This is a genomic window from Mesorhizobium sp. LNHC209A00, assembly GCF_000502915.1.
GTDB lineage: Bacteria > Pseudomonadota > Alphaproteobacteria > Rhizobiales > Rhizobiaceae > Mesorhizobium.
In genome coordinates this window covers 90805-115151 of record NZ_AYWT01000011.1, presented here as the reverse complement: position 1 = coordinate 115151, position 24347 = coordinate 90805, and the positions used below count along the sequence as shown (strand labels likewise).

Annotated in this window: 19 protein-coding genes; 6 read left to right on the top strand and 13 right to left on the bottom strand. The window is 59.3% G+C overall.

All coding sequences use genetic code 11. The features are described 5' to 3' along the window. The first annotated feature begins 418 nt into the window (after positions 1-418). Genes X739_RS143190 through X739_RS1000000168385 form a run of 3 tightly spaced genes read left to right on the top strand, consistent with a single transcriptional unit; the run spans position 419 to position 3013 of the window. Entirely contained in the window at positions 419-1858 is a 1440-nt protein-coding gene (locus tag X739_RS143190) for a cytochrome ubiquinol oxidase subunit I (protein WP_023795502.1), read from the top strand. Position 1859: 1 nt separating this feature from the next. Further along, the gene (cydB, locus tag X739_RS143195; protein WP_023795501.1) at positions 1860-2870 is read left to right on the top strand and encodes a cytochrome d ubiquinol oxidase subunit II; all 1011 of its coding nucleotides are present in this window, start codon (positions 1860-1862) and stop codon (positions 2868-2870) included. Beyond that, positions 2813-3013 (top strand): DUF2474 domain-containing protein, encoded by a 201-nt coding sequence (locus tag X739_RS1000000168385; RefSeq protein WP_348625770.1) that lies wholly within the window; start codon positions 2813-2815, stop codon positions 3011-3013. Before cydB ends, X739_RS1000000168385 begins: the two co-directional genes overlap by 58 nt. A 120-nt stretch (positions 3014-3133) precedes the next feature. Here the strand turns inward: X739_RS1000000168385 and X739_RS143200 are convergent, their stop codons facing one another. From X739_RS143200 to X739_RS0135105, 3 genes are all read right to left on the bottom strand, one after another. Further along, positions 3134-3361 carry a sulfurtransferase TusA family protein gene (locus X739_RS143200; RefSeq protein WP_031252262.1) on the bottom strand — a complete coding sequence of 76 codons (228 nt, stop codon included), beginning with the start codon at positions 3359-3361 and terminating at the stop codon, positions 3134-3136. Position 3362: 1 nt separating this feature from the next. Beyond that, positions 3363-4622 (bottom strand): gephyrin-like molybdotransferase Glp, encoded by a 1260-nt coding sequence (gene glp, locus X739_RS143205; RefSeq protein WP_023795498.1) that lies wholly within the window; start codon positions 4620-4622, stop codon positions 3363-3365. Between the two features lie 84 nt (positions 4623-4706). After that, positions 4707-5414 (bottom strand): DUF6505 family protein, encoded by a 708-nt coding sequence (locus X739_RS0135105; protein ID WP_023795497.1) that lies wholly within the window; start codon positions 5412-5414, stop codon positions 4707-4709. 276 nt (positions 5415-5690) lie between these two features. Between X739_RS0135105 and X739_RS143210 the strand changes: the two genes are divergently transcribed. From X739_RS143210 to X739_RS143220, 3 genes are all read left to right on the top strand, one after another. After that, complete coding sequence (locus X739_RS143210) at positions 5691-6581, top strand: formate dehydrogenase accessory sulfurtransferase FdhD (protein ID WP_031252259.1); 891 nt, start codon at positions 5691-5693, stop codon at positions 6579-6581. Next, positions 6568-7197 (top strand): molybdenum cofactor guanylyltransferase MobA, encoded by a 630-nt coding sequence (gene mobA, locus X739_RS143215; protein WP_023795495.1) that lies wholly within the window; start codon positions 6568-6570, stop codon positions 7195-7197. Before X739_RS143210 ends, mobA begins: the two co-directional genes overlap by 14 nt. A gap of 118 nt (positions 7198-7315) precedes the next feature. Beyond that, entirely contained in the window at positions 7316-7525 is a 210-nt protein-coding gene (locus tag X739_RS143220; protein ID WP_023795494.1) for a molybdopterin-binding protein, read from the top strand. A gap of 61 nt (positions 7526-7586) precedes the next feature. Here X739_RS143220 and X739_RS143225 read toward each other — a convergent pair whose 3' ends face one another. From X739_RS143225 to X739_RS143275, 10 genes are all read right to left on the bottom strand, one after another. Continuing rightward, on the bottom strand, positions 7587-9536 hold the full coding sequence (locus X739_RS143225) for a molybdopterin biosynthesis protein (protein ID WP_023795493.1): 1950 nt from the start codon (positions 9534-9536) through the stop codon (positions 7587-7589). 19 nt (positions 9537-9555) lie between these two features. Continuing rightward, the gene (locus X739_RS143230; protein WP_023795492.1) at positions 9556-10698 is read right to left on the bottom strand and encodes a molybdopterin-binding protein; all 1143 of its coding nucleotides are present in this window, start codon (positions 10696-10698) and stop codon (positions 9556-9558) included. Positions 10699-10846: 148 nt separating this feature from the next. Further along, positions 10847-11677 carry a substrate-binding domain-containing protein gene (locus tag X739_RS143235; protein ID WP_023795491.1) on the bottom strand — a complete coding sequence of 277 codons (831 nt, stop codon included), beginning with the start codon at positions 11675-11677 and terminating at the stop codon, positions 10847-10849. A gap of 22 nt (positions 11678-11699) precedes the next feature. Continuing rightward, a complete protein-coding gene (locus X739_RS143240) occupies positions 11700-12422 on the bottom strand; it encodes an ATP-binding cassette domain-containing protein (protein ID WP_031252257.1) in 723 nt (240 codons plus the stop codon). Then, entirely contained in the window at positions 12422-13117 is a 696-nt protein-coding gene (locus X739_RS143245; protein WP_023795489.1) for an ABC transporter permease, read from the bottom strand. Before X739_RS143245 ends, X739_RS143240 begins: the two co-directional genes overlap by 1 nt. A gap of 106 nt (positions 13118-13223) precedes the next feature. Further along, the gene (locus tag X739_RS143250; protein WP_245273926.1) at positions 13224-14240 is read right to left on the bottom strand and encodes a formate dehydrogenase subunit gamma; all 1017 of its coding nucleotides are present in this window, start codon (positions 14238-14240) and stop codon (positions 13224-13226) included. A gap of 50 nt (positions 14241-14290) precedes the next feature. Next, a complete protein-coding gene (gene fdh3B, locus X739_RS143255) occupies positions 14291-14893 on the bottom strand; it encodes a formate dehydrogenase FDH3 subunit beta (RefSeq protein WP_031252256.1) in 603 nt (200 codons plus the stop codon). A 9-nt stretch (positions 14894-14902) separates the two neighbouring features. Further along, positions 14903-17857, bottom strand: a complete 2955-nt coding sequence (locus X739_RS143260) for a formate dehydrogenase subunit alpha (RefSeq protein WP_031252254.1) — start codon at positions 17855-17857, stop codon at positions 14903-14905. Positions 17858-17868: 11 nt separating this feature from the next. Next, positions 17869-18075, bottom strand: a complete 207-nt coding sequence (locus X739_RS143265; RefSeq protein ID WP_023795485.1) for a hypothetical protein — start codon at positions 18073-18075, stop codon at positions 17869-17871. 617 nt (positions 18076-18692) lie between these two features. Next, the gene (locus tag X739_RS143275; RefSeq protein WP_023795483.1) at positions 18693-24317 is read right to left on the bottom strand and encodes an AAA family ATPase; all 5625 of its coding nucleotides are present in this window, start codon (positions 24315-24317) and stop codon (positions 18693-18695) included. Between the last annotated feature and the right edge of the window lie 30 nt (positions 24318-24347).

Genomic DNA, 24347 nt, shown 5'->3' with positions numbered 1-24347 from the left:
CGTTTGGATACCGCGGCCCGAGGAGCGCGCTCCAAGGAGCAATGCCAGTGCCTCCGGCCTCGGAAGCGACAGTTCGTAAAAGCGGTAGCCGTGGATGAGGTGGCCGGTAGGGCTGGCAAAGGCTGGCCCTCGTGTATTGTCCGTTTCGATCGCCAGCTACCCGTAATTCGGCATGATCCTTAAATCAGGCCTGACAGCGCCTTAGGATGCGCGTCGATTTGCGACGTAGCAAGGCTACCGCCGCTACTGATTGGGCAATCTCGAACCAAACCTCGCAACATCTCGAAGGAATATGCGTGAGGATAGGGCTACTTCAGCTTTCTTTGCCCGGACGCGTCATGGCCTTGTGTTGCTCGAACAGACGGTTCAATGAGCCCATCGGAGGGGGTACGTTCGAGCACGGTGAAGGAGACCTCCAATGCTGGGTCTGAGCGCGCTCGACTTGGCCCGTATCCAATTCGGGTTCACAATCTGCTTCCACATCATCTTCCCGGCGATCACCATCGGGCTCTCCAGCTATCTTGTCGTGCTGGAGGCGCTGTGGCTTTGGAAACAGGAAACCGTCTACCGCAACCTCCATTACTTCTGGGCGAGGATCTTTGCCGTCAATTTCGCCATGGGTGTCGTGTCTGGGCTGGTAATGGCCTACCAGTTCGGCACCAACTGGAGTTACTACTCAGCTTTTGCGGGCAGCATCACCGGCCCGCTCCTCACATATGAGGTGATGACCGCCTTCTTCCTCGAAGCCGGCTTTCTCGGGGTCATGCTGTTCGGATGGAACAAGGTTGGACCCGGCCTCCACTTCTTTGCGACTATAATGGTAGCGCTTGGCACGCTCATTTCCGCCACTTGGATTCTGGCATCGAACAGCTGGATGCAGACCCCCCAGGGCTTCGAGATCATCGACGGCCGGGTGGTACCGGTCGATTGGTTAAAGGTCATTTTCAACCCGTCCTTCCCCTATCGCCTCGCCCACATGGTTGTCGCGGCCTATCTCGCCGTGGCACTATTCGTCGGAGCATCCGGGGCGTGGCATCTGCTCAAGCGGCGCGACACGCCGGGGGTGCGCACTATGTTGTCGATGGCCATGTGGATGCTGCTCATGGTTACGCCGGTCCAGATCGCCATTGGTGACCGACATGGGCTCATCGATCTCAAATATCAGCCTGCAAAAATCGCCGCGGTCGAGGGGCATTGGGAAAACGAGCCCGGTGGGAGCATGCCGCTTATCCTCTTCGGTTTGCCTGATATGAACGCCGAGATGACGCGCTATGCGGTGCAGATACCTTATTTGGGCAGCTTGCTTCTCACCCATACCTGGAATGGCCAAATCCGTGGTCTGAAGGATTTCCCGTCTGCCGACCGCCCGAATTCCACGGTTGTGTTCTGGACATTTCGGCTCATGGTCGGTCTCGGCTTTCTGATGCTGCTGCTCGGCCTTTTGGGCCTGTGGCTCCGCACCCGGCATCGCCTGTTCGAGTCAAGGCCCTTTCTGCGTTTCGCCCTGGCGATGGGGCCTGCCGGCCTCGTCGCGATCCTTGCTGGATGGCTGACCACCGAGATTGGCCGCCAGCCGTGGGTGATCTACGGCGTCATGCGTACTGCCGATGCCGTTTCTAACCATTCGGTTTTTGCGCTCACAACCTCATTGATCGTTTTCGTCGTCATGTATTTCGTCGTATTTGGCACCGGCATCGCATACATGCTGAAGCTCGTCGGCAAGGGGCCTGACGATGAAGGCATTGCGCCGCATGGCGGTGAACTGATCAAACCGCAGACGGCACATGCGCTGTCGGCTGTCCCTGTTATCCGGGAGAGCGGCAGCCTCGTTGCTGCCGGCAGCAGAGAGGCTGAGTGAGATGGGCATCGACCTCCCGATCATCTGGGCCGTCATCATCGCCTTCGGTCTCATGATGTACGTGGTCATGGATGGCTTCGATCTCGGCATCGGCCTTCTCTTCCCCTTTGTTCCAGCAAGAAACGATCGGGATAGCATGGTGAACACGGTGGCGCCGGTGTGGGACGGCAACGAGACCTGGCTCGCGTTCGGGGGCGCTGCACTGCTTGCCGCTTTCCCGCTCGCTTATTCGGTGCTGCTGAGCGCACTTTATATACCGATCATCCTGATGCTTGCTGGTCTGATCTGGCGCGGCGTCGCCTTTGAGTTCCGCTTCAACGCCGATGAAGCGCACAAACCGTTCTGGGACAAAGCCTTTGCCTCGGGATCCTATATCGCGGCCTTCTCGCAAGGGGTCGCGCTCGGCGCCTTCATCAACGGCTTCCAGGTGACCGGCGCCTCGTACGGTGGCGGCACATTCGATTGGCTGACGCCGTTCAGCGTGTTCACGGGGTTCGGCCTGCTCATCGCTTATGCGCTGCTCGGCTCGACCTGGCTCATCATGAAGACAGAAGGCACGCTGCAGCAGCGCATGATCGCGCTAGCGCGCCCGATCACCGTTGGCCTGCTGTTCGTCATCGCTGTCGTCAGCCTGTGGACACCGCTCACACATCCGCAGGTCGCCGCGCGGTGGTTCGCTCTTCCGAACCTCTTATTCTTTTCCCCTGTGCCGATTCTTGTGCTGGCGACGAGTTGGGCGATCCTTCGCGTCCTGCAGCAATCACCGCAAGCTGCACCATTCCTGCTTTCGCTGGCGCTCCTCTTCTTCGGCTACAGCGGTCTTGCGATCAGCCTATGGCCCAATATCATCCCACCGGCGGTTTCACTCCGCGAAGCGGCTGGGCCGGCACAAAGCATGGGCTTCACGCTCGTAGGCGCCCTTTTCACCATCCCGGTCATACTGACCTATACCGCATGGTCCTACTACGTGTTCCGCGGCAAGGTGAAGGCAGGCGAAGGCTATCATCATTGATGCGGTCGGCGACGGACAACCGAAAAAAATGGCTGCGCCGTGCCGGCTGGCTCGTATTGATCTGGAGCGCGAGTGTCGCTGCGCTGGCCGGAGTAGCTGTGCTGTTCCGGGTATTCATGAAATTCGCCGGTTTGACCGTCTAAGCACTTGGCCGGCTAGCCCGCAGTTTTTCTTCTCCGGCTCATCCGTTCGTGACGTGGCTGTCGTCGAGTAGACGGACTCCAATCCGCGAAAGGCGCGCCATGCCTCGCTCCCACGCCAGCTCAGGCCGACTTCTGGATCAGGAATACGACCTGGAACTCCGTACGTTCTATGATCTCAAGCCGATCGCCCGTCTGGCGGATAAGATTGGGAATGTCGAGGACCGCGAGCGGGTCTGTACAATGCACTTCAAGGTGATCTCCCGCCCTCAGCATCTTCAAGGCCTTGCGCGTCTTCATCGCGGGAAAAGGACATCTCAATCCGGCTAGGTCAAGTTTCGTCATGGTCATTTCAGATCAAGCTCGCATAGTCGAAAAATCTGACCATCTGCCTGCGGTGGACACGCGTCACGTCCTCGCCGAGTTCCACCAAGCCGTCAGTTTGCACGAGCGACGAAAGCAGGCCAGCGCCCTCGCGTGGAAATTTCGCGACCTCGAGCGAGCCGTCTTGGCAAGTGCGCAGACTCACCCGAACGTACTCACGGCGTCCGATCTTCTTTTTGTAGTCGAACGCAGCACGCAATGGCGTGGGAATTGGCCCTCGTCGCGCATCGGTGCCCGCCAACGCGAGGATAGTAGGTCGCACAACATAGGCAAAGGTGACGAAGCTCGCTACCGGATTTCCAGGCAGGCCTATAAAGGGAGTTCCATCGATAATGCCCATCGCTACCGGACGCCCTGGTTTGATAGCCATGCGCCAAAGTACGAGGGTTCCTACGCTCTTAACGCTTGTTTTGACGTGATCCTCTTCGCCTGTTGAAACACCGCCCGTGGTCACGATCAGATCATGCGCGCCCGCGGCCGCCTTTAAACCGGCGGCGAGCAGTACCCTGTCGTCGCATAGAATACCGAGATCACTGACTTCACAGCCCAGTCGCGTCAGCATTGCCATCATCATGTAACGGTTTGAGTCGAACAGCTGCGCGCCCCCACGCGCGTCGCCCGGAGACACAACTTCGTTGCCGGTCGAGAACACTGCGACGCGTATGCGCCTGCGTACCTCCAGGTGTGTCAATCCCAGAGCTGCGGCGAGCGCGACATCTTGCGGACGCAAGCGCCGGCCGGACGGTAAAGCGCGATGGCCGAGGGCAACGTCCTCGCCTGCCGGGCGCACATTGGCGCCGGGGCTGAGACCCGGCGGCAGGATGACGCAACCTGACTGATCGACGCGCACGTCCTCCTGCATGAAGACCGTGTCGGCTCCATCGGGCAGAGGAGCGCCAGTGAAGATGCGGATTGCTTGGCCAGGCGTTATCGCACCTCGTGCAGAAGCTCCGGCCTGAACGCGTCCTGCGACCGGGAACGACCGTTCTGCCGTAACCGGGAGATCGCGGCTGCTCAGGGCATAACCATCAACAGCGGAATTGGTAAAAGGAGGCAGCGGCAGCGGAGCCGCGATGCTGGAGGCGAGAACGCGCCCGTCGGCATGGGTGAGATGCACTGTTTCGACGCCTCGCACAGCGTTCACGCGAGCAGCGATGGTCGCTACGGCCTCAGCTACAGACATCATTGGACCACCGAAGGCGAAGCAATCGTCCGAAAGTTGTGCCATGGCCTCTCAGATCCTTACACTGTCGGGCACAGGTTAAGTCCTAATACTCGATGGGCACCACTATGACACCGCAGGCAGCGCCTCTCATCTATGCTCCTTCGCCATGCGGACCAGATCAATCTCGTCACCGGGCTCCCCTTTGGCGTCTGTTTCATGGAAGGAAAAGGCCCGGGCATATGCATGTAGGCGATCGGCCCCTGGCACAGGCTGGCGTGACTTCAGCGTGCGGAAACTCTCTCGGATACAGAGGTTCTCAAAGATCCGATGAACAGCAAACAGTGTCTGGGGTGGATGACCACACAATGAGATCGCAAAATCGATCTCTGCGTCTGCCTTTTCGCGCGCTGCCACCAGATCGGGGGCGCCAAATTGCTCAAGCAGTTGAACGGTGAGATGATCGACCGCCCGCGTCCTGTCAGCCTCCGTAGCTTCTGTAACAATGGCAAGTGTAGACCAGCCGAGACTGTCCACACCCAAGAAACCCGAGCGGAACGCCGAGTGCTGTTTTGGAGCAAGTGTGGCTGGGTCACCGCAGTCGGAAAAGACAAACGCCCCTGAAACGATGACTTCACCTGGCAATGAGGCTCGCTCGAATACGAATGTGTCGGACGGATCAAGTCTAATACTGCACGGCAGCTTTAGCATTCGCCTCACCTTTGTGCTTGCCGCCACGATCGGAAAAAAACAGGAACATAGGCGTTCAAAACTCTTCAGGAAGACTCGTAGCCAGTGCATCGCGCAAACGATGGCCTCCTGATTGATAGAGCCGTCAAACCCAGCGGCTTTTGGCAATTCATCCTCGGTCCGCACCCTTCAAAAACTACAACGCTTTGCGAGCTTTTATCATGTGACATCGCCAGGCTATCCAATTCACCGCATTATTTTCGTCGTTCCTTTTCGACAGCGTATCGAAATCGATTATCATATTATTCAGCGACGACTCTTGGGACGATGAAGTGGCTTGTAGTCTATTGTCGATCGGAGATCCCCACCGCCCCGCAGCGTGTGAACGCTTTTCCCCAACACGATCAAGAATATGTTATCGCCGTCACTTGGATATATGAATCAATGGCCAACATCCCAGGTACATGCGTTGCAAATATTTTTCCGAGTCCAAAAGATCCTGGACTTACCCAGCATGTAAACGGTATAGACCAAAGCGGCCTATCGGTTGAGATCAATGTGCCGGTCGAGCGCCCTTTGACGCTGTATCTTAACTCTCAAGAGATTGTCACGATGATGACGATCAATGACTATCCGGAATATTTGGCACTCGGTTATCTTCTCAACCAGAATATGCTGAAGAAAGATGACATCGTGAATGAGGTCGAATTCGACAGCGATCTGGACGTTGTTGTCGTGCGTACCAAACGCGGCACGAACTACGAGCAGAAGCTGAAGAAGAAGACTTTGACGTCGGGCTGCGCGCAAGGCACAGCGTTCGGCGACCTTCTTGAGGCGGTCGAGGGCGCCTCACTCCCCAAGGCGAAGCTGCGCACATCCTGGCTGTATCAGATGACTCACGCGATCAATACAATGCCTTCGCTTTACCTCGAGGCCGGCGCGATTCACGGATGCGTGCTCTGCAAGGAAGGCGTGCCGGTTTGCTATACGGAAGATGTCGGGCGGCACAACGCGGCTGACAAGATAGCGGGTTGGCTGTATCAGCACCGCGTCGACCCTTCGGACAAGATTCTATACACAACAGGGCGGCTCACATCTGAAATGGTGATCAAGACAGTTCGGATGGGTATTCCCATTCTTATATCGCGTTCAGGTTTCACGGCCTGGGGCGTGGACCTCGCGAGGCAAGTCGGATTGACGCTGATAGGACGCGCCCGTGGGAAGCGATTTGTCGCGCTGTCGGGTCAAGAGCGGATAATATTTGATCAGGACCTCGCCTTTGTCGAAGAGGAATCGGCTCGAAGCAAGCGAAAGGCCGGCCATGAAGGCTCATGATTGTCCCGCGACCCTTGGCGTACTCCTCGCTGGCGGGCTGGCCCGTCGGATGGGAGGCTGCGACAAAACATTGCGCGTGATCGGCGGGCGCACGATCCTCGGACGCATCATTAAGCGGCTTGCCCCGCAATGCGACGAGTTGGTCCTCAATGCGAACGGTGACCCGGGCCGCTTTGCATCCTTTGATGTGCCGGTACTCGCCGATACCGTGGAAGGGTCCGTGGGGCCGCTCGCAGGCATACTGGCGGCATTAGACTGGGCCGCTGCTAACAGACCAGATATCGCGTGGGTCCTGAGCGTTGCCGCGGATTGTCCCTTTTTGCCACACGACCTTGTTGCCCGATTGCACGAGGCGCGGATCGCCCTAGGTGCACAACTTGCCGTAGCCAGTTCGCACGGGAGGGCGCATCCGGTAATCGGATTGTGGGCCGTCGAATTGCGGGACGACCTCCGTCGCGCTCTTGTGGTTGATGATTGTCGCAAAATCGACAGCTGGACCATGCGCTACCGGCTCGCGACGGTGGCTTGGCCGACAGAGCCGTTCGATCCATTCTTCAACGCCAATACCATTGAAGACATCGTCGAGGCTCAACGACTAAGCAGGCTTGACGGATAGGGAGTGCAGATGCTTGGCTCCGATGCATCAACCAAGCCCACGTCTGGCTTTGAGCCAGTTGTGGCAGGGGCCAAGGGACGTACATGGAAACAGGCCACCCGGTCTAAGGAGACCCGTCATGCAAATCAGCGCGCGCAACATCCTCAAGGGTAAGGTGAAGGCGGTTACGAAAGGCGTCACAACCTCGCATGTCGTCATCGACATCGGTGGTGGTGCGGTGGTTACCGCCTCTATCACCAACGCATCGATCGACGACCTGAAGCTCTCAGCCGGCAAGGAGGCCTATGCCGTCATCAAGGCTTCCGACGTTATGGTGGCGGTTGACTGAGGCCGATCGGTTCGCAAGGCACTCGACCGGACTGCAACTTTTTCGGGATCCTGGTCTCGCGTCAAACAGGGCGAAAGCCCGCCTGCTCCAGCGCCATGCGGCTTTTCGGAGACTGGAGCGCTTCTAGGAAAGCGTAAACGCCGGGCCTGTTCCTGCGGGCCGTAACAAGCGCGAAATCGTAATGTTCTTCCTCCAGTGGAATGAAGCCAAGCCCCGCGGAACGTGCCACGGGCTCGATTGTCAAACCCCAGTCAGCGCGGTTCTGCGCCACGGCCGCCGTCACGGCACTATGCGAACGCGGCTGATTCCAGTAGCCGTCCGGACGCGCAGCTCCCAGCAGGCGATCGATCAGAATGCGCGTTCCGGCGCCCTGATTGCGGTTGACCATCACGCAAGCCGGGTCAGAGAGCGCAACGCGTACCGCCTCCTGCGCAGGCAGACCCTCAAATCGCGGATCGCCCGCGCGGAACACAACGCCCTGCATCCGCCGCCAGCCAGCTGCGAGCTCGAGGCCCGGCGCAAGGAACGGACTGTTGTAGCTCCCGGTGGTTTCATCGAAGAGATGGATCGGCGCGAGGTCGCACTCCCCGCGCCGGGCGGCCGCCAGTCCACCGAGGCTTCCGACCGCGATGGAGCGCACCAAGAGCCCGGCACGCGCCAGCGACGTCGTCACGAGATCGAGGCCCGTGCAATGACTGCCCACGATGACGAGATCCGGGACTCGCACATGCGGAGTGAACAATGTGATCGAGGCCTGGGTCGCTGCCGGCATCCCATCTGAAAGCGCATCGATCCGAAGGAACCCGTCAGCCCGGGCAAATGAAGTGATCGCGCCTGAGCCCTTGCCGGTGGGATAGGCAACCAGTCCGCTATCGCCATCAACGAGGGACACCATGACAAACTCGGTGCGCCCCAGTTCGGACGCGATTCGCACCGGAACGTTTGCCGTGCCGCGGGTGTCGGTTCGCGGAGGCAGGCCCGCCATATGACGCAGGATCGGCACGATCATGTCGTGGAAGGTAAACATGGCCGATGTAGGAAAGCCCGGCAGGATGATGACGGGTATGCCGTCGCAGACCGCGAGACAGAGCGGCTTTCCTGGCTTCAGTGCCACGCCATGGGCGATGATGCCCGGTTCACCGAGCCGCGCTATGACGCGATGGGAGACATCGCCTGCTCCCTTTGAGGTCCCTCCGGAGACGACCAACATGTCGCAAGACTTGATCGCCGCTCGCAAGATGGCCTCAAGCTTCTCCTCTTCGTCAGGGAAAGCCCCGAGAAACGTGGCTTCACCGCCATTCTCCGTGACAGCGGCGGATATGATTGCACCGTTTGTATCATAGATGGCTGCAGGCGGCAGCGGCGCGCCTGGCTGAACAAGTTCGTCACCCGTGGACAGAATCGTGACGCGAGGCCTGCGCCAGACAGGAACGACCGCAATTCCACATGCGGCAAGCACGCCGATTTCACGTGAACCTAACATCGTTCCGGCGCGCAGCAGGAGCTCGTCACGAGAAATGTCAGATCCCGCGTGGGAAACAAACTGGCCGGGCGACGCAGCCCGCCGAATTTCGACCCCGCGATCGCCCGCGGGCTGTGTATATTCAACCATGACAACACAGTCAGCACCGCGCGGCATAGGGCCACCCGTCGAGATCTGAGTCGCAGTTCCCGGCAGAACGGTCTGCTTCGGCGCGATGCCGCAGGCAATCACCTCTTCATTGAGCGCGAGCCGGATCGAAACGGCTTCTCCTGCAGACGTCATATCTTCCGAGCGTCCCGCGAACCCATCGACATTCGACCGGTCAAAAGGAGGCACATCGATAGGCGCGGCTACATCTTCGGCCAAAGCAAAACCGAGCGCATCAGCCAGCGTCCGCATTTCGCGTTCAACGGGGCGCGGGCGAAGCGCTGCTTCGAACCGGGCGAGCGCCTCCTCCCGTGACAGAACCGTCAAGAACTGATCCTGATCGACGCTGCTGCGATTGGGATCAGCAAGAAATCCAGTCATGTCGAAAGACTCCTACCTGTTATCGTATCGCGTAAGCACCGACCAATTTTCTTGCAGCGTAACCCTCGCTGTCTCCTGGCACCGCGAGCCATGCATCGGCGCGGGCGATGTGCTCCAGTGAGAGATCGCCGGTAGCAAGGGGTATCCAGGCCGCGTCGATTTGTTCGAGGAGAACGATTTCTGTGACCCCAACACTGGAGGAGATCTTGCGCAAAAGGGGAAGCACCGTTTCTCGCCGAGGCTTGCGGCTCGACAGGCGATCCAGCACTGGTTGCACCACCGTCCACCACGCTGCTAGCGCATGGGCAGGCGCGCCAGGCACAGCAACTACCGCACTGCCAGCAATCCACCCCATCGCGGTCGTTCGACCAGGGTGAAGTGCGATGCCATGTGCGAGGAGCTTGCCGCGAGCGGAAAGTGCACCTATGGTTGCGTCGGTGCGGCCAACTCCGGTGCCGCCGACGAGCACCAGCAGGTCGCTCGCTACGGTTTCCAGCGCCCTGGTGATCGACGCGACATGGCGTCCGTGGGCCTGGGTGCACGTCAGCCTTGCACCGGAGGCTTGCAAGCATTCTCCGATAAGCTGCGCGGTGGAAGCGTCGGCTCCCGTAGCGGGAACATTGATGACATGCACGTGCGGACGGCGGACCGCCAAGTGGCTCAGCCCGATTGAACGCGCAACAAGCAGATCGAGTTCACCAAGTTGCTGACCGGCGATGGTCACGGTTCGACCCTTTGCCATATCTTCCCCGACCCGGCGAGCGCCTTGGCCGGGAAGCGCTTCAGCGAGAACCTGACCCATCGGTCCCGCATTTTCGACGAGATCCGCATCGAGCACGCAGTCGCATCCCTCCGGCATACATTGGCCAGCTTCGACCCAGGTCGGCCAGCCCGCGAGCGGCAAGGGCGAATAGGATGAGGCGCCCGTGAGTTCGAGGGCGCGGAACGCCCAGCCATCGATGACGGCGGTGGGGAACGATGGCAATGCCTGGCTCAGCGGAGAAATTTCGGCTGCGATGCAGCCGAGCGCTTCGGCGAGGGGGACGCTGCTGGGCGCAACCGGGCTCAGGGTTTCCAGCAGCGATGCTAGAGTCACATCAAGGTCAGACAGCACGCCAAGGCGCTGTGTGTTGGTGATAACAGGTGACGCAGAATATCCCATCGACTCGCAACTGTCACAAACTGTGCGGGGTATGTCTAAATGTCCCAACCACTACCAACTACAGGGCCGATGCATGGCAACAAGAGCCAATCCGGTTGCAAATGCTCATGTGATGTGGCAGGCGCCCACGGAAATCGGCTACGCCACGTCAGTTACTCTTCTGGTCAGCATTGGCATAGAATAGTTTCTGCCCAGCAATGTTGTAGTCGCTGATCACAGTCTGCCCCTCCGGTGAGAGAAGCCAATCGATGAAGATCTGACCAAGGTCGGCTTTGACGGTAGGGTGTTTAGCCGGATTTACGAGAATGACACCATACTGATTGAACAGACGCCGGTCCCCTTCGACCATGATTTCAAGATCGCCACGATTCTGGAATGATATCCACGTTGCACGGTCGGATAGAACATAAGCACCGGTAGAGTTGGCCATGTTGAGAGCCGCGCCCATACCCTGCCCAATCGAGCGATACCATGAACCCTGCGTAGAAGTGATTTCGATGCCGGCATCCTTCCAGAGATTTAGTTCGGCCGTGTGTGTGCCGGATCGGTCGCCGCGAGATATGAATGGAGCCTCCTTCGCGCGGATTGTGGCGAACGCCGACGCCACGTCCTTCAATCCCTTGATGCCGGCCGGATCAGCTCTCGGACCGATCAGCACGAAATCATTATACATGACGTCGAAGCGCTTCACGCCAAAGCCATCGGCGACGAACTTCTCCTCCTGCGCCTTGGCGTGGACGAAGACGACGTCCGCATCGCCGCGTCTCGCCGTGTCGAGTGCCTGACCGGTTCCCTGCGCTATTACCTTCACGTCTATTCCGGTCTTCGCTTTAAAGATGGGGAGTAGGTAGCCAAAGAGCCCGGAATCTTGCGTGGACGTGGTCGATGCAACCACGATCGAACGATCTTGCGCAACTATAGTTCCACTGGAGCTGATCGTGAGGAGAACCAATGCGAGCGCTATGTACATGAAGCGCATGACAGTCTTCCTTGTGGTTCAATCAGATAACAAGTTCGCCCGCGATGAAATTGGCGGCTTGGGACGTGGAAGGCTCATTAAGGAACCTTTCGGCCGAGCCGCTCTCGCAGAGCGTTCCGCGGACGAGGAAAACGACATCGCCTGCCAGACGCCGCACTTGACCCAGATCATGGGAAGCCATGACGATTTTGACGCCCGACTGGGCGGCCGCGCGGACAATCTCTTCGACAGCGCGGGTCGCGGCCGGATCGAGATTGGCGGTTGGTTCGTCCAGCAATAGGAGTTCGGGATCGCGCGCCAAAGCGCGCGCCAAGGCCAGACGCTGCTGCTCGCCGCCCGAAAGGCGCCGGGCGGGACGCATCGCAAGTTCGGAGAGACCTACCAGGTCGAGCAACTCCAGTACGCGCGCCCCGCGGCCACCGCGGGGAACGCCGACGCGCGCCAAACCATAGCTGACGTTGGCTGCGACCGTGCGGCGTAGCATCACAGGACGCTGGAACAGGATCGCGCGGCGGATCGGTTTTGCGACCGGGCGGCCTCCCCAGGTAATGCGGCCTTCGGAAGGCGCGGCCAAGCCCATGCACAGCCGTAGGAGGGTGCTCTTACCCGATCCATTTGGTCCGACGACGAGGGTTGGTGCACCGGGCAGGATCGTCAGGCTCAATCGATCGACAATTTTCACCGGCCCAGCCTTCAGCGAGACGCTATCGAAAATCACCGGAAGATCGCTGGAGGGGGCCCTCATCATGAAACCACGCGTTGTTCGGACCACAGTCGGATGATCCACGCGATGGTGTTGATCACAAGAACGACGATCATCAGTATGAGGCCAAGACCCATCGCGAGTGGAAGATCCCCCTTCGATGTTTCCAGCGCAATAGACGTTGTCATTGTCCTCGTGAATCCCTCGATATTGCCGCCGACGACCATAACCGTCCCGACCTCGGCGGCAGCCCGGCCAAAGCCAGCAAGCAGGGCGGTGAGAAGACTGAGGCGCGTGTCCCACAATAGGGTCGCCATACGGCGAAACGGACCCACGTCCATTGCCGTCAGTTCGTCGCAATACTCGGTCCAGAGATCCTCAACCGTCTGGCGCGCGAGGGCTGCTATGATGGGCGCGACCAACAGCGCTTGGGCTAACACCATGGCAGGCGGAGTGTAGAGAATCCCCAACGCGCCGAGCGGTCCTGAGCGCGAAAGCAGAAGGTATACGACGAGCCCGACTACGACTGGCGGGAGCCCCATAAACGCGTTGAGCAAAACGATCAGCGCGAACCGTCCGGGGAAACGCGTCAGTGCCAGCGTGGCTCCGAGCGGCAGACCTATCGCTGCAGCGAGCGCGACAGCCGACAGGCTGACAAGGAGCGAAAGCCTGACGATTGCAATAAAACTTGCGTCGCCGCTGATTACGAGTTGCCACGCGTTCAAAGCGTCAGACATCGATCTCTCCCGTCCTATTGTCAGGCGGACAAGCTTGTCAATAATTTTTGCCGCGATGCTGCACTTGGACTGCGCCTAGGTTCGCGTGCATTCCGCAGGTGGACCGTCACTCCGCTGGTGCCGCCGAAGATTGATGCGGCAAGGGTTCTTGTTCCCGCTTTGCGAGCTGTTGTGCCAGCCAGATATCGTGATGTTCTATTGCCCAATTGAGATCGACTTCGCCAGTAGCCATGGCCTCGAAGGCCCCCTCGGTCCCGAGCGTACCGATATAGATGTGGGCAAGGATGAGAGCGACAAACAAAACGGCCACAACCGCATGCGCAACTTGGGCCAGCTGCATTCCGAAGATATCCGTCACGGAGAAGGGGAACAGCAGCATGTAGCCTGATACCGAGACTGTGACGCCTGCTGCAAGGGAAAACCAGAATACAAGCTTCTCGCCGAGATTGAAACGGCCCGCAGGTGCATGTTTGGATTTAATGAATCCTCCGCCTTGCCTCACCCAGTCCAAATCCACCCTTTGTGGAAAATTGTCCTTGATAAACATCACGACGATAAGGCCGAGGCCGACCACGAATGAAAAACTGACGAAGTTGTGCATATACTTGGCAAGCTCGGAGAAGCGAGCGAATGCTTGCTGCCCGATAATTGGCATAAGCAGCATTTTACCGAAAGTGATATTCAGACCAGTCAGGCCCAGGATGACGAACGATACGGCGTTAAGCCAGTGCGAAAATCGTTCGATGCCGTTGAAACGGGGAATCCTGTGCCCGGAGCGCCCGCCGGAAATGCGGATTGGCCCGAGAACCAGATAGGCAAGGCCCAGCACAGCGATCATGCCAAGGATGACGATCGCCCCGGCCCGGTGCAGCAGCACCTCGTGGAAATAGTGCCACTTGCGCCCTGCAGGCTGGATCAGCACGCTTGCCCTGGTGTCTGGAATGTCGATGCGGCCTTCGATACGAGGCGCCTGGTTCAACAACGTCTCTTCGTCGACCACGCTTGCCTGCGGATTAGGCGCGCCATCCGGGCCGAGCTTCTGAGCGGGCCCCGGGAGGGCCGCTGCGACGGAAAAGAATGTTGCGGCGCCGATGACCAGGCAGATTCGTACAATAGGCGTCACAGCTCTCATCCTCTCACCTCCGGGTTGGCAACGTTGATCGGGGAAGGTGGTCAGACCTTGATGCCCTCGTCGTACGCGGTCTTCCAGCCCCACGTTCCGGAACCGTAGCCGCGTTGCAGGACCCGTTCCTTGTAGATTTGCGCAATGACTTCGCTGTCGCCCGCAAGCAGCGACTTGGTAGAGCACATCTCGGCGCATAGCGGCAGCTTGCCTTCACCAAAACGGTTCGACCCGTATTTCTCGAATTCCGCAATGCTTCCGGGGGCCTCCGTACCGCCACCGCCGGCGCAATACGTGCATTTGTCCATCTTGCCCCGCGATCCGAAATTGCCGATCTGCGGATACTGTGGCGCTCCGAACGGGCAGGCGTAGAAGCAATAGCCGCAGCCGATGCAAAGGTCTTTCGAGTGCAGCACGATGCCATCTTCCGTCGGGAAGATGCAATTCACCGGACAGACTGCTGCGCAGGGCGCGTCGGTGCAATGCATGCAGGCCATCGATACCGAACGCTCTCCCGGCTTTCCGTCGTTGATGGTCACGACGCGCCGGCGATTGATACCCCACGGCACTTCGTTCTCATTCTTGCATGCCGTCACGCAGGCATTGCAGTCGATGCACCTGTCTGCGTCGCAAAGGAACTTCATTCTAGCCATAGGCACCTCTCACGCTGCAATTATCTGACAGAGAGTGGCCTTGGGCTCCTGCATGCCTGTCGCAGGATCGTAGCCATAGGTCGTGAGTGTGTTCACACTCTCCCCAAGCACGATCGGGTCGCTCCCCTTTGGATACTTTGAACGCAGGTCGACGCCCTCGAACCAGCCCGCGAAATGGTAGGGCATCCACGCGAGGCCCTTGCCGACCCTCTCCGTCACGAGCGCCTTCATCCGGGTCTTCGAGTTGCTCTCGGGCCCGGTCACCCAGACCCAACTGCCGTCCTTTATGCCGCGCTCGCTCGCGTCCGCAGGATTGATCTCGACGAACATCTCCTGCTTCAACTCGGCCAGCCACTTATTGGAACGCGTCTCTTCGCCCCCACCCTCGTATTCGACAAGCCTGCCGGAGCTCAAAATAAGTGGGAACCGTTTCACTGTGCCGTTGTCGACCGCAGTTTTCTGCACAGTGAATCCGATGTTCGGCACGCGGAACTGCATGGCGTCCGGCAAGGTTGGATATTTGGCGACGAGATCGGGGCGCGGGGTGTAGATCGGCTCCCGCTGCACGGGAACCGCATCGGGCAAGTTCCAAGCGATCATGCGCGCCTTGCCGTTGCCATAGGGCGAACAGCCATGTTCGATTGCCACGCGCTGGATTCCACCGGACAGGTCGGTGGCCCAGGATACAGCGTTGGGATTAGTAGGATTCACGCGCTGGATAACGCCAATTTCGTCTGCCGTGAGATCCTTATCCCAGCCGAGCTTCTTCAGAACGCCAAGCGTGAACTCCGGGTACCCGTCCTTGATCTCAGAACCGGCCGAATAGGAACCTTCGGCGAGAAGATTGACGTGCTCTTCCCGCTCTACCTCATGCCCGTTTTCGACTGCCTTCCGCTTGACTACGCGCTCGACGCCGAAGCGCGCACGGAACGTGCCGCCGCCTTCTTTGACTGGCACACTTGTGTTGTAGAGGATGGGCGTTCCAGGATGTTTGAATTCCGGCGTTCCCCAGCAGGGCCACGGCAGGCCGTAGTACTCTCCGCCAACTTCGGCATCATCCGTGGGCGCCCGCAGCGTCACTACGTCGAACTTGGCCTGGTTCCTCATGTGGGCCTTGAGCCGCTCGGGGGATTGTCCGCAATACCCTGTCGACCAACCGCCTCGGTTGATCTCGCGCAGAATGTCCTCGGCTGAGACGGCGCCATCGTCGACACGGATATTCTTGAACATCTTGTCGGCGAATCCGAACTTTCGGGCGAGCAAGTACATCGTGTCGTAATCGTTCTTGGATTCGAAAATCGGCTCGACGATCTTTTCGCCCCATTGCAACGACCGGTTCGAGGCGGTGCGGGAACCGTCCATCTCGAAACTCGTGCAAGCAGGCAGAAGATAAATGCCGTCCTTTCGGTCGGAAAGCACCGACCAGGCCGTCGGGTAAGGATCGCACACCACCAGCAACTCGAGCTTTTCGATGCCGCGCACTGCTTCGGGCATTCTGGTGATCGTGTTGACGCCATGACCCATGACGAACATCGCCTGAAGCGTGTCGGGCTGGGCTACTTGGTCCTTCGGCAGCAAGGTGGCATCAAACCACCGCGTACTGGGGATTCCCGGACTCTCCATCAGCGTCTTGTTGAAGAAGCGCGAAACCATCCAATCGTAGTCGACCTCCCACACCCTGCACCAATGCCGCCACGCGTCTTCGGACAGGCCGTAGTAAAGAGGCAGCGTCGTCACATCGAGTCCGAGATCGGTGGCGCCCTGTACATTGGTATGTCCCCGAAAAATATTGGCGCCGCCGCCCGCATGACCGACATTGCCGGTGGCCAACAGAAGAATGCAGCTCGCGCGGACGTTGGCCGTGCCAGTCGTATATTGCGTCTGCCCCATCGCCCAGATAAGCGTTGCCGGCTTCTCCTTGGCGAAGACCTCGGCAATGTGCCTGACTTGGGCTTCCGGCAGGCCCGTGACGCGCTCGACCTCGTCCGGTGTCCACTGCGCCACTTCCTTGCGGATCTCGTCCACGCCATAGACCCGCTGGCTGATGAATTGCGCGTCCTCCCAACCGTTCTGAAAAATGTGCCAGAGCATTCCGTAGACCGTCGCGATATGGGTTCCAGGGCGCACGCGGACATATTCGGTTGCATGCGCAGCCGTCCGCGTCATTCGCGGATCGACGACGATCATGTTGGCACGGTTGAGTTCCTTGCCTTCGAGAATGTGCTGCAACGAAACCGGATGCGCTTCGGCGGGATTGCCGCCCATGATCAGGATCGTCTTGGCATTTCGAATGTCGTTGTAGCTATTTGTCATCGCGCCGTAGCCCCAGGTATTGGCTACGCCGGTGACGGTTGTGGAGTGACAGATACGCGCCTGATGATCGGAATTGTTGGTTCCCCAGAAGGCCGCCAGCTTGCGGTTGAGAAAGGCTGCCTCGTTGGTGAACTTGGCCGAACCGAGCCAGTACACCGAGTCAGGTCCCGACTTTTCGCGAATCTCCAGCAGCTTGTCGCCGATCTCATCGATAGCCTGTTCCCAGGAGAGGCGCACCCATTGGCTGTTCACCAACTTTACGGGATAGCGCAGGCGGCGATCGCTCAGAACGTCGTCGCGAACCGCCGCGCCCTTACAGCAGTGCGACCCGCGATTGATCGGGCTGTCATAGTCCGGTTCCTGGCCGATCCACACGCCATTGGCGACATTAGCAATGACCGAGCAGCCCACCGAGCAGTGTGTGCAGACGTTCTTGCGGCTGGTGACCGTCGCCGCGGGGGGAGCCGGAGGGCCAGCTTCGGCCTTGCGCATGCTCCCGAGAGGCAGGTTTCCGAGCACTGCTAGAGTGCCGACGGCAAGGCCGGAGCGCTTCAGGAAAGTGCGGCGATCCGAACCGCCCATGGAAGTATGGGCCAGTGACGCTACGAATGACCCACGCTCGGGATGAGGTTCCGATTTTTTTATCAACATGGTGGCCATCCTTAGGTGGTCGGATAGCGGTTGACGCGGTAGAAGTTCTGAACCTCCACCGAGTCAGCCCGGTAACGCGGCCTGCGTTTGTTGTCTTTTCCATTGAGTTCCCCAGCTGCCGCCTCAATCCCCACCGTCGTGACCGCAGCAACAGCACCGGCCACCACGATGCGAAACAGGTCGCGCCGATGAACGTTTGTTGAGACACGCTCCTTCATGAAAGGACCTTTCAGACTCTGTTAGCCGGCCAGACGGCTCATCTTCGATTTATGTTCTTATCGAGAACACTTGCATCGCGGCTGATTGGGTGCACACGGCATGAGGAATATATCGTCCGCGTCGGCGGACATCCCGACCCTTTGCCATTTTAGCGATGTTCACCCAGATCGTCCGCGTTTGAGAATTGGTGTGGCTTGCGCCAAGCCGGAGCAAGTAATGCTACTTTAAAAGGCGGGTGCGGCCCGTCCAGCAAGATCATGTGAGTTCTTGTAAGAGAGTGTTTGGGAAAATGGGCGTGATCGTCAATGGCGCCGGTCACCGACCTGCTGCGCTCGCTGGTGGCCCGATCGCCACTGGAAGGCCAGATGCTTGTCGCGGTCGAAGAGGGCTCGACTCGGAGAACGCCTACCAGCTCTTCAACTGCCCTTTCACGACCAAGCCCATCGGAATGGGCATGGAGTTATCGATCTCCCCGTTCAGTCTAGAGAACCACGAGGTTGTGTAGCGATCCTCGTGGCTGGCCTGCGGCGCTGGTCAGCAGGCGGGAAATAGGCGCGAAAGCATAGTCGCATCTATAGCGGAGATTTAGGCACATTTCCTCGAACGATAGGCTGCTTTACACTCGCGAACGGAGTTGCTTCGCCCGGGGGCTTTTCGGTGACACCTCTTGTGATTTTTCGCTGACTTGAACCAGCCCCCTATCGCTTGTCGGCACCGTGAATTGAAAAATAGCGCCGTTCGGTTCATTTGCGCTCGCCCACAGGCGACCTTTGTGAGCCTCAATGATCGACCGACAGATGGAGAGACCGAGCCCGAGGCCATCGGTCTTCGTCGTGAAGAACGGGTCGAAGATGCGCTGCGCGGCATCCGGATCAAGACCTATACCGGTGTCGGCGACTCCGATAAGCGCGACGCCGGACGGGCCTCGCATTGAGAAAACGCGGAGTTCTCGTGCGCGCTCCGGCATCATTTTCATCGCGTCGAGTGCGTTCAGGATGAGGTTAAGCAATATCTGCTGCAGCTGGACGCCATCGCCAACCACCACGAGCTGTTCAACATCGAGCTCGGTACGAAGGGACACCCGGTGTCGCTGCAACTCGCTCGCGGTGATCGCGAGAACATCGCGTACGACTTTGTTGATGTCGACCGCGGTAGGCTGAGGCCCGGACTTGCGTGCGAGCCCGCGGAGACCTTGAATCACCTCCGCAGCGCGGATTGCATCTCGCACCATGCTAGAGAGCGCATCCCGTACCTCTTCCAGCACTGGCGATTCCAGATCGAGCCAGCGTAAACCAACTTGACCGTTGGTGACGATCGCGGCGAGCGGTTGGTTCATCTCGTGTGCGAACGAGGCGGCGAGCTCGCCCATGGTCGTCAGTCTTCCCATGTGCAATAGCTCCGCCTGCGCCGCACGCAGGGCCTCCTCGTTGCGACGACGTTCGGTCACATCCATGACGACACCGATGAACTCGAACTGCCCGGCGCTCGAGATTTCTGGCCGCGCAATACTGTAGCCGTACTTGATCGACCCGTCGTGGAGCACCATGCGATACTCGTAGCTGAACCGGCATCGCTCGCGCACGGCTCGCTCGAGGAGCTCCTCGAACGCTGGGCGATCTTCTTCGTGTACAAGGGCGAGAAAGCCGGGAGCGCTCGCTGGCGCGTCCACGCTCACTCCGATGATTTGCCTAAGCTCCGCTGACCAAGTAACGACGCCCGTTTCGGGAGTCCAGCGCCAGCTGCCGGTATGGCTAATCTGCTGCGCGTCGAGGAGTTCCGCCTCGCTCCGCCTCAACTCATCCTCGGCGCGCTTGCGCTCACGGTTCTCTGCAATGAGTTCCGCGTAGAGCCGCGCGTTCTCCAGCGAGTTCGCCGCTTGCGATGCGACCAGTTCCAGTACCGCCACGCGGTCTGCCGTGAACGCGTGGGGTGTCAAGTGATTTTCGAGATAAAGTAGTGCAACCAGTTTGCCGTGCTTCACGAGGGGAAGGCCAAGAATAGATCGGGCGCGATGTCGGCGGACGTAATCGTCGGACGATAGGACGTCATGCCTTGATGCGTCGTCGAGGATCACCGGTGCCATAGTGCGGGTCACATACTGGATCACCGCCTTGGGAAAATCCGCATCCAAAAACTCGCCCTGCTCCACGCTGACCGCCCCCTCGCTGATCCGCGCTTCGGCTCGGACCTTAAAGTCGCCATCCGTAGTAAGAATTAAAAGCCCTCGTTCGGCGCCCGCATGCTCGATTGCGATTCGGAGCAGCACATGCATAAGCTTCTCCAACATGATCTCGCCCGACACCGCCTGTGAGATTCTCAAGACAGTTGTGAGGTCTAGGTGCTCGACAGACGCGTCGATCGTGCTCTTGGGACCGGCAGCGATCGGCCCATCGCGGAGCTCGGGATGGATCTGGTCGAGCTCCCGTACCTTGCCGTCGGCTCCCCACTGCTGATAGCAAGAGCGAGCCTTTCTCCAGTAGAGTTGCGCGATGTCTTCGCAACCGCGCGACGCGTAGAAGCGGGAGGCGAGCTCGTGGACGAGCGCTTCGATGTGAATGAACGCGTTCTCGCGCGCGGACCTCTTGGCGAGTTCGTATCCGCGCATTGCGTCAGCGTCGTTGCCCAATAGCCGGGCAAGTTCTGCGCGCACCAGCGTGGCGCGGTGCTCAAAATTCTCCGGGCCGATCTCTGCCCATCTCTGAAGCTGTTCCTGATGCGACCTGACGACATCGATCCGCGCTTCGCGCTCACTTGCCGGCAAAGAGTCGCAATGAGCGGCGTGCGCCAGCGCGCTGTAGAAATGATAATCGCCTACCACAATGATTCCTGGCGATGTAGACAGCAGCTTTTGCGCGTTGGCTGCGGCTTGGATGGCCGAGGTGTAGTGGCCGGCAAGGTACCGCGCTTGCAACTTCTTGATCCAATAATCGCACGCAGGCACTGCTAGCGCCGAGGTCTTCGCGAACATGTTCTCGGCGCTGAGTTCTTGGTAGTTGGCACCGTCGAAACAGCCGAACTTCGGAGTTAGTCCCCGGAGCATTCGCACCAGTGCAAGGTGGGTAGTGATGAATGCGATGACAAGCGGGAAGCGGGCCTTCCGCGCGTACTCAAGGCCCTGCTCGGCCTCACGCTGCACCACAGGCAGCGCCTCGCCGGCAAAGAGAAGGTCCGTGTGGAGCGTGGTGCGAGCGAACGCGCCGTAGGTGAGGTCGCCAGCCGAGTCGGCGACCTCGAACGCACGGCGCACCAGATCGCAGGCAGCCCGAATGTGCCTCATCCAAGCGACGACAAATACCGCAAAGCAGACGATCGTGCTGGCACCGAACCGGCTGAAACCCCGCTGCTCCACGAGGTCATAGCCAAGTTGGGCAAAGCGCCACCCGGCATGATAGTCATTGAACCGCGGCCCCGCGATCCTTCCGAAGAAGACAAACGACAGGCACGATGCGTGGCAAAGACCCCGCTCGAGAGTGAAATTGATCGCTTTACAAATCGCCAGGGCGGCCAGGTTCGGAGCGGTGAAAGCTGCGGTTGAAGGGAGCTTGCCGAGGACCTCGGCAACCGCCAGGGATGCTGGATCGTTCATAAGTGGCAGGTCGATGAGTTCCTCGATCGTGCGGTCGCCCAGCGTGTTCCATATCCGCTCATATTCCGCTCGCACTTCATCGTCGGTGGGTTCGGCAGTGCATTCGATGCCGACCCCTCGCAGGTAGTCAACGCAAACCTCCACCGCGCGGTGGTTCTGATCAAGAAATGTGTAGACGTCCAGCTGAAAACACGCCACTTCGGCCTGCTCCACTGCAGTTTGCGCCCGCTCCGCGAGCACAAGCAAGTGCTGCTCGGCTGTGGCCAGCTGGCCGGTAAGAAACTCGCACTCCGCCTGATTCAGCTTGAGCGCGAACCACAGCTCGTGACGCCGTTGCCAGTCATCATCAGCTAGCAGGTTCCCACCCGTCGTGAAATAACTCAGCGCGGACGCGTAGGCGACGGAGGACTTTGCGCGGAGTCCGGCTCGCAAATTGTATTGTGCCAACTCTTCTCGCTCGTCCCTCGCCGTCATTAGCTCAACGCCCCGGTTGAGCTGATTTACGATTTCGAAGATGGCTTGCCCACGTTGCTCTTCGGGGATCTGCGCCAGGAGGAGCCTTCCGATCCGCAGATGTACGTCCGCGCGCTGAGCAGCGGGGATTAATGAATACGCCGCCTCCTGCACGCGATCGTGAATGAACCGGTAGCGCCCTTCCAGGCGTCCGATGAATTGCTGACGTAGAGCGGGCCATAAGGCCGAATGGACCTGGTCTTCCGACATGTGCAGCACGATACCTAGGATCGCCCCCTCGGCGGCGTTACCGAGGCAAGCGAGTTGGGGCAACGCTCGCTGCGTCTTCAATGGCAGACGCGCCAGTTTGCTGACCATCAGGTCCACCACATTGTCGGTGTACCCTTTGGCGTGGATGAGCTTGAGGTTCCATGACCAGCGTGCAGCGGCATGGTCGAAGAGCAGCAGGCCTTCTTCGAAGAGGGATGAGAGAAATTGTATCGTGAAGAACGGGTTGCCTCCCGTTTTCTCGAACACTAACTCCGCGAGCGGGCTGGCGTGGTCCGGTTCGCAATCCAGAGTGTCAGCGACCAATTGGTGGATGTGGTTACGCCCGAGTGGAGCCAGCGCCAACTCGTTGATCCTGCCGCCGCCATCCCTGATCGCCTCGAGCTTACTTCGGAGCGGGTGACATGTGTCAACTTCGTTGTCGCGATAGGCGCCGATCAGCATCAGATGATTCAGGTCGCCCCGAGTCAGCACATCTTCTAAAAGATCTAGCGTAGCGGTATCGAGCCACTGGAGGTCATCGAGGAAGAGAGCCAGTGGGTGTTCCGGCGTGGCAAAGACGGAAATGAAGCGGCGAAACACCAACTGGAATCGATGCTGCGCTTGCTGTGGCCCAAGCGCTGGTACCGCAGGTTGTTCTCCGATGACTGCCCGCAACTCGGGGATGAGGTCGGTCATCAGCCGAGCATTCGGCGCGAGGGCCGCAAGCAGCGCGTCGCGCCAAACGGCAAGCTCAGCGTCGCTCATTACGAGGAGTGGCCTGACAAGGCCTTGGAAAGCCTGGACCAAAGTCGCGTAAGGAATGTCCCGTTTGTACTGATCGAATTTCCCGGCGGCAAACATACCGCGAGGAGCAATGAGGACCTTTTGTAGTTCGTTTACGACCGAGGATTTTCCAGCCCCCGAGTACCCGGAGACGAGCACGAATTCCACGGCCCCGTTGGCGACGACACGATCGAAGGCTGAAACAATTATGTCGATCTCCGCCTTGCGCCCATAGAGTGTCTCGGGGATCGGCAGCCCGTTCGAAATATCGCGCGAACCGAGCGGAAACAGGTCGATGTGCCCGCGCGAAATCCAGTCTCGAAGACACCGTTGAAGATCTGCCTCAAGACCGGCCGCGGTCTGATATCGCGCTTCGGCCGTCTTTGCCAAAAGCTTGAGTACGATCGCGGACAGCTGTGCCGGAACCTCTGCCACGTGTTCGTTGGGTGGCGGTGGCTGGAGCGCGATATGGCAATGCATCCACTCTAGCGAATCCCGCGCCGTGAATGGTAGAGCGCCGGTGAGCATCTCATAAAATGTAACCCCCAGAGAATACAGATCGCTGCGGGCGTCGACCGAACGGTTCATTCGCCCGCTCTGCTCTGGCGCCATATATGCGAGAGTACCCGTGATGGTCTCGAAGGGTTCCGGAGCTTGGCGCTCTCGTGGAAGGCGCGACGCGATACCGAAGCCGGTGAGCCGCACCTTTCCATCCGAGCAGTCCACCATGATGTGGGCTGGCTTGATGTCTTTGTGAATCAACCCGCGCTGGTGAACCTTGCCGAGGGCGACGGCGGCGCCGATCGCAAGACGCAAGAAACGTCCTAATTCCAGAGGTGAGCAGAGTTGCCGGGCAAGCGGTTCGCCGCCAGGATCCTCCAGCAACAACATGGTACGGCCCCTCTCGCGATGCAGGTCGAGCGGCCGCAGCGCCCAGGCTCCGTCCAGTTCATCCCGCAAAGCTAATTCGTGGGCGAGGCGATCCAGGATGACACGAGAGGGGTGCTCGGCAACGGGAACCGCCATCAGCACCGCGCTCATCTTGTCGTGAACACTAATTGCTCTTCTGAAAATTATGCGTTCGTCGTCCTCCCATAAAACCTGGAGGCCATCAACTTCGGCTATGTCGGGCTTAAGAAATTGATGCATCTAATCCTGCGCGAGGTTAGCCGATAATTC

What these genes read in the sequence shown, in the direction of transcription:
- X739_RS143190 (WP_023795502.1), top strand. Translation starts at nt 419, where the DNA reads ATGCTGGGTCTGAGCGCGCTCGACTTGGCCCGTATCCAATTCGGGTTC.
- cydB (WP_023795501.1), top strand. Translation starts at nt 1,860, where the DNA reads ATGGGCATCGACCTCCCGATCATCTGGGCCGTCATCATCGCCTTCGGT.
- X739_RS1000000168385 (WP_348625770.1), top strand. Translation starts at nt 2,813, where the DNA reads ATGGTCCTACTACGTGTTCCGCGGCAAGGTGAAGGCAGGCGAAGGCTA.
- X739_RS143200 (WP_031252262.1), bottom strand. Translation starts at nt 3,361, where the DNA reads ATGACCATGACGAAACTTGACCTAGCCGGATTGAGATGTCCTTTTCCC.
- glp (WP_023795498.1), bottom strand. Translation starts at nt 4,622, where the DNA reads ATGGCACAACTTTCGGACGATTGCTTCGCCTTCGGTGGTCCAATGATG.
- X739_RS143210 (WP_031252259.1), top strand. Translation starts at nt 5,691, where the DNA reads ATGGCCAACATCCCAGGTACATGCGTTGCAAATATTTTTCCGAGTCCA.
- mobA (WP_023795495.1), top strand. Translation starts at nt 6,568, where the DNA reads ATGAAGGCTCATGATTGTCCCGCGACCCTTGGCGTACTCCTCGCTGGC.
- X739_RS143220 (WP_023795494.1), top strand. Translation starts at nt 7,316, where the DNA reads ATGCAAATCAGCGCGCGCAACATCCTCAAGGGTAAGGTGAAGGCGGTT.
- X739_RS143225 (WP_023795493.1), bottom strand. Translation starts at nt 9,536, where the DNA reads ATGACTGGATTTCTTGCTGATCCCAATCGCAGCAGCGTCGATCAGGAT.
- X739_RS143230 (WP_023795492.1), bottom strand. Translation starts at nt 10,698, where the DNA reads ATGGGATATTCTGCGTCACCTGTTATCACCAACACACAGCGCCTTGGC.
- X739_RS143235 (WP_023795491.1), bottom strand. Translation starts at nt 11,677, where the DNA reads ATGCGCTTCATGTACATAGCGCTCGCATTGGTTCTCCTCACGATCAGC.
- X739_RS143240 (WP_031252257.1), bottom strand. Translation starts at nt 12,422, where the DNA reads ATGAGGGCCCCCTCCAGCGATCTTCCGGTGATTTTCGATAGCGTCTCG.
- X739_RS143245 (WP_023795489.1), bottom strand. Translation starts at nt 13,117, where the DNA reads ATGTCTGACGCTTTGAACGCGTGGCAACTCGTAATCAGCGGCGACGCA.
- fdh3B (WP_031252256.1), bottom strand. Translation starts at nt 14,893, where the DNA reads ATGGCTAGAATGAAGTTCCTTTGCGACGCAGACAGGTGCATCGACTGC.
- X739_RS143260 (WP_031252254.1), bottom strand. Translation starts at nt 17,857, where the DNA reads ATGTTGATAAAAAAATCGGAACCTCATCCCGAGCGTGGGTCATTCGTA.
- X739_RS143265 (WP_023795485.1), bottom strand. Translation starts at nt 18,075, where the DNA reads ATGAAGGAGCGTGTCTCAACAAACGTTCATCGGCGCGACCTGTTTCGC.
- X739_RS143275 (WP_023795483.1), bottom strand. Translation starts at nt 24,317, where the DNA reads ATGCATCAATTTCTTAAGCCCGACATAGCCGAAGTTGATGGCCTCCAG.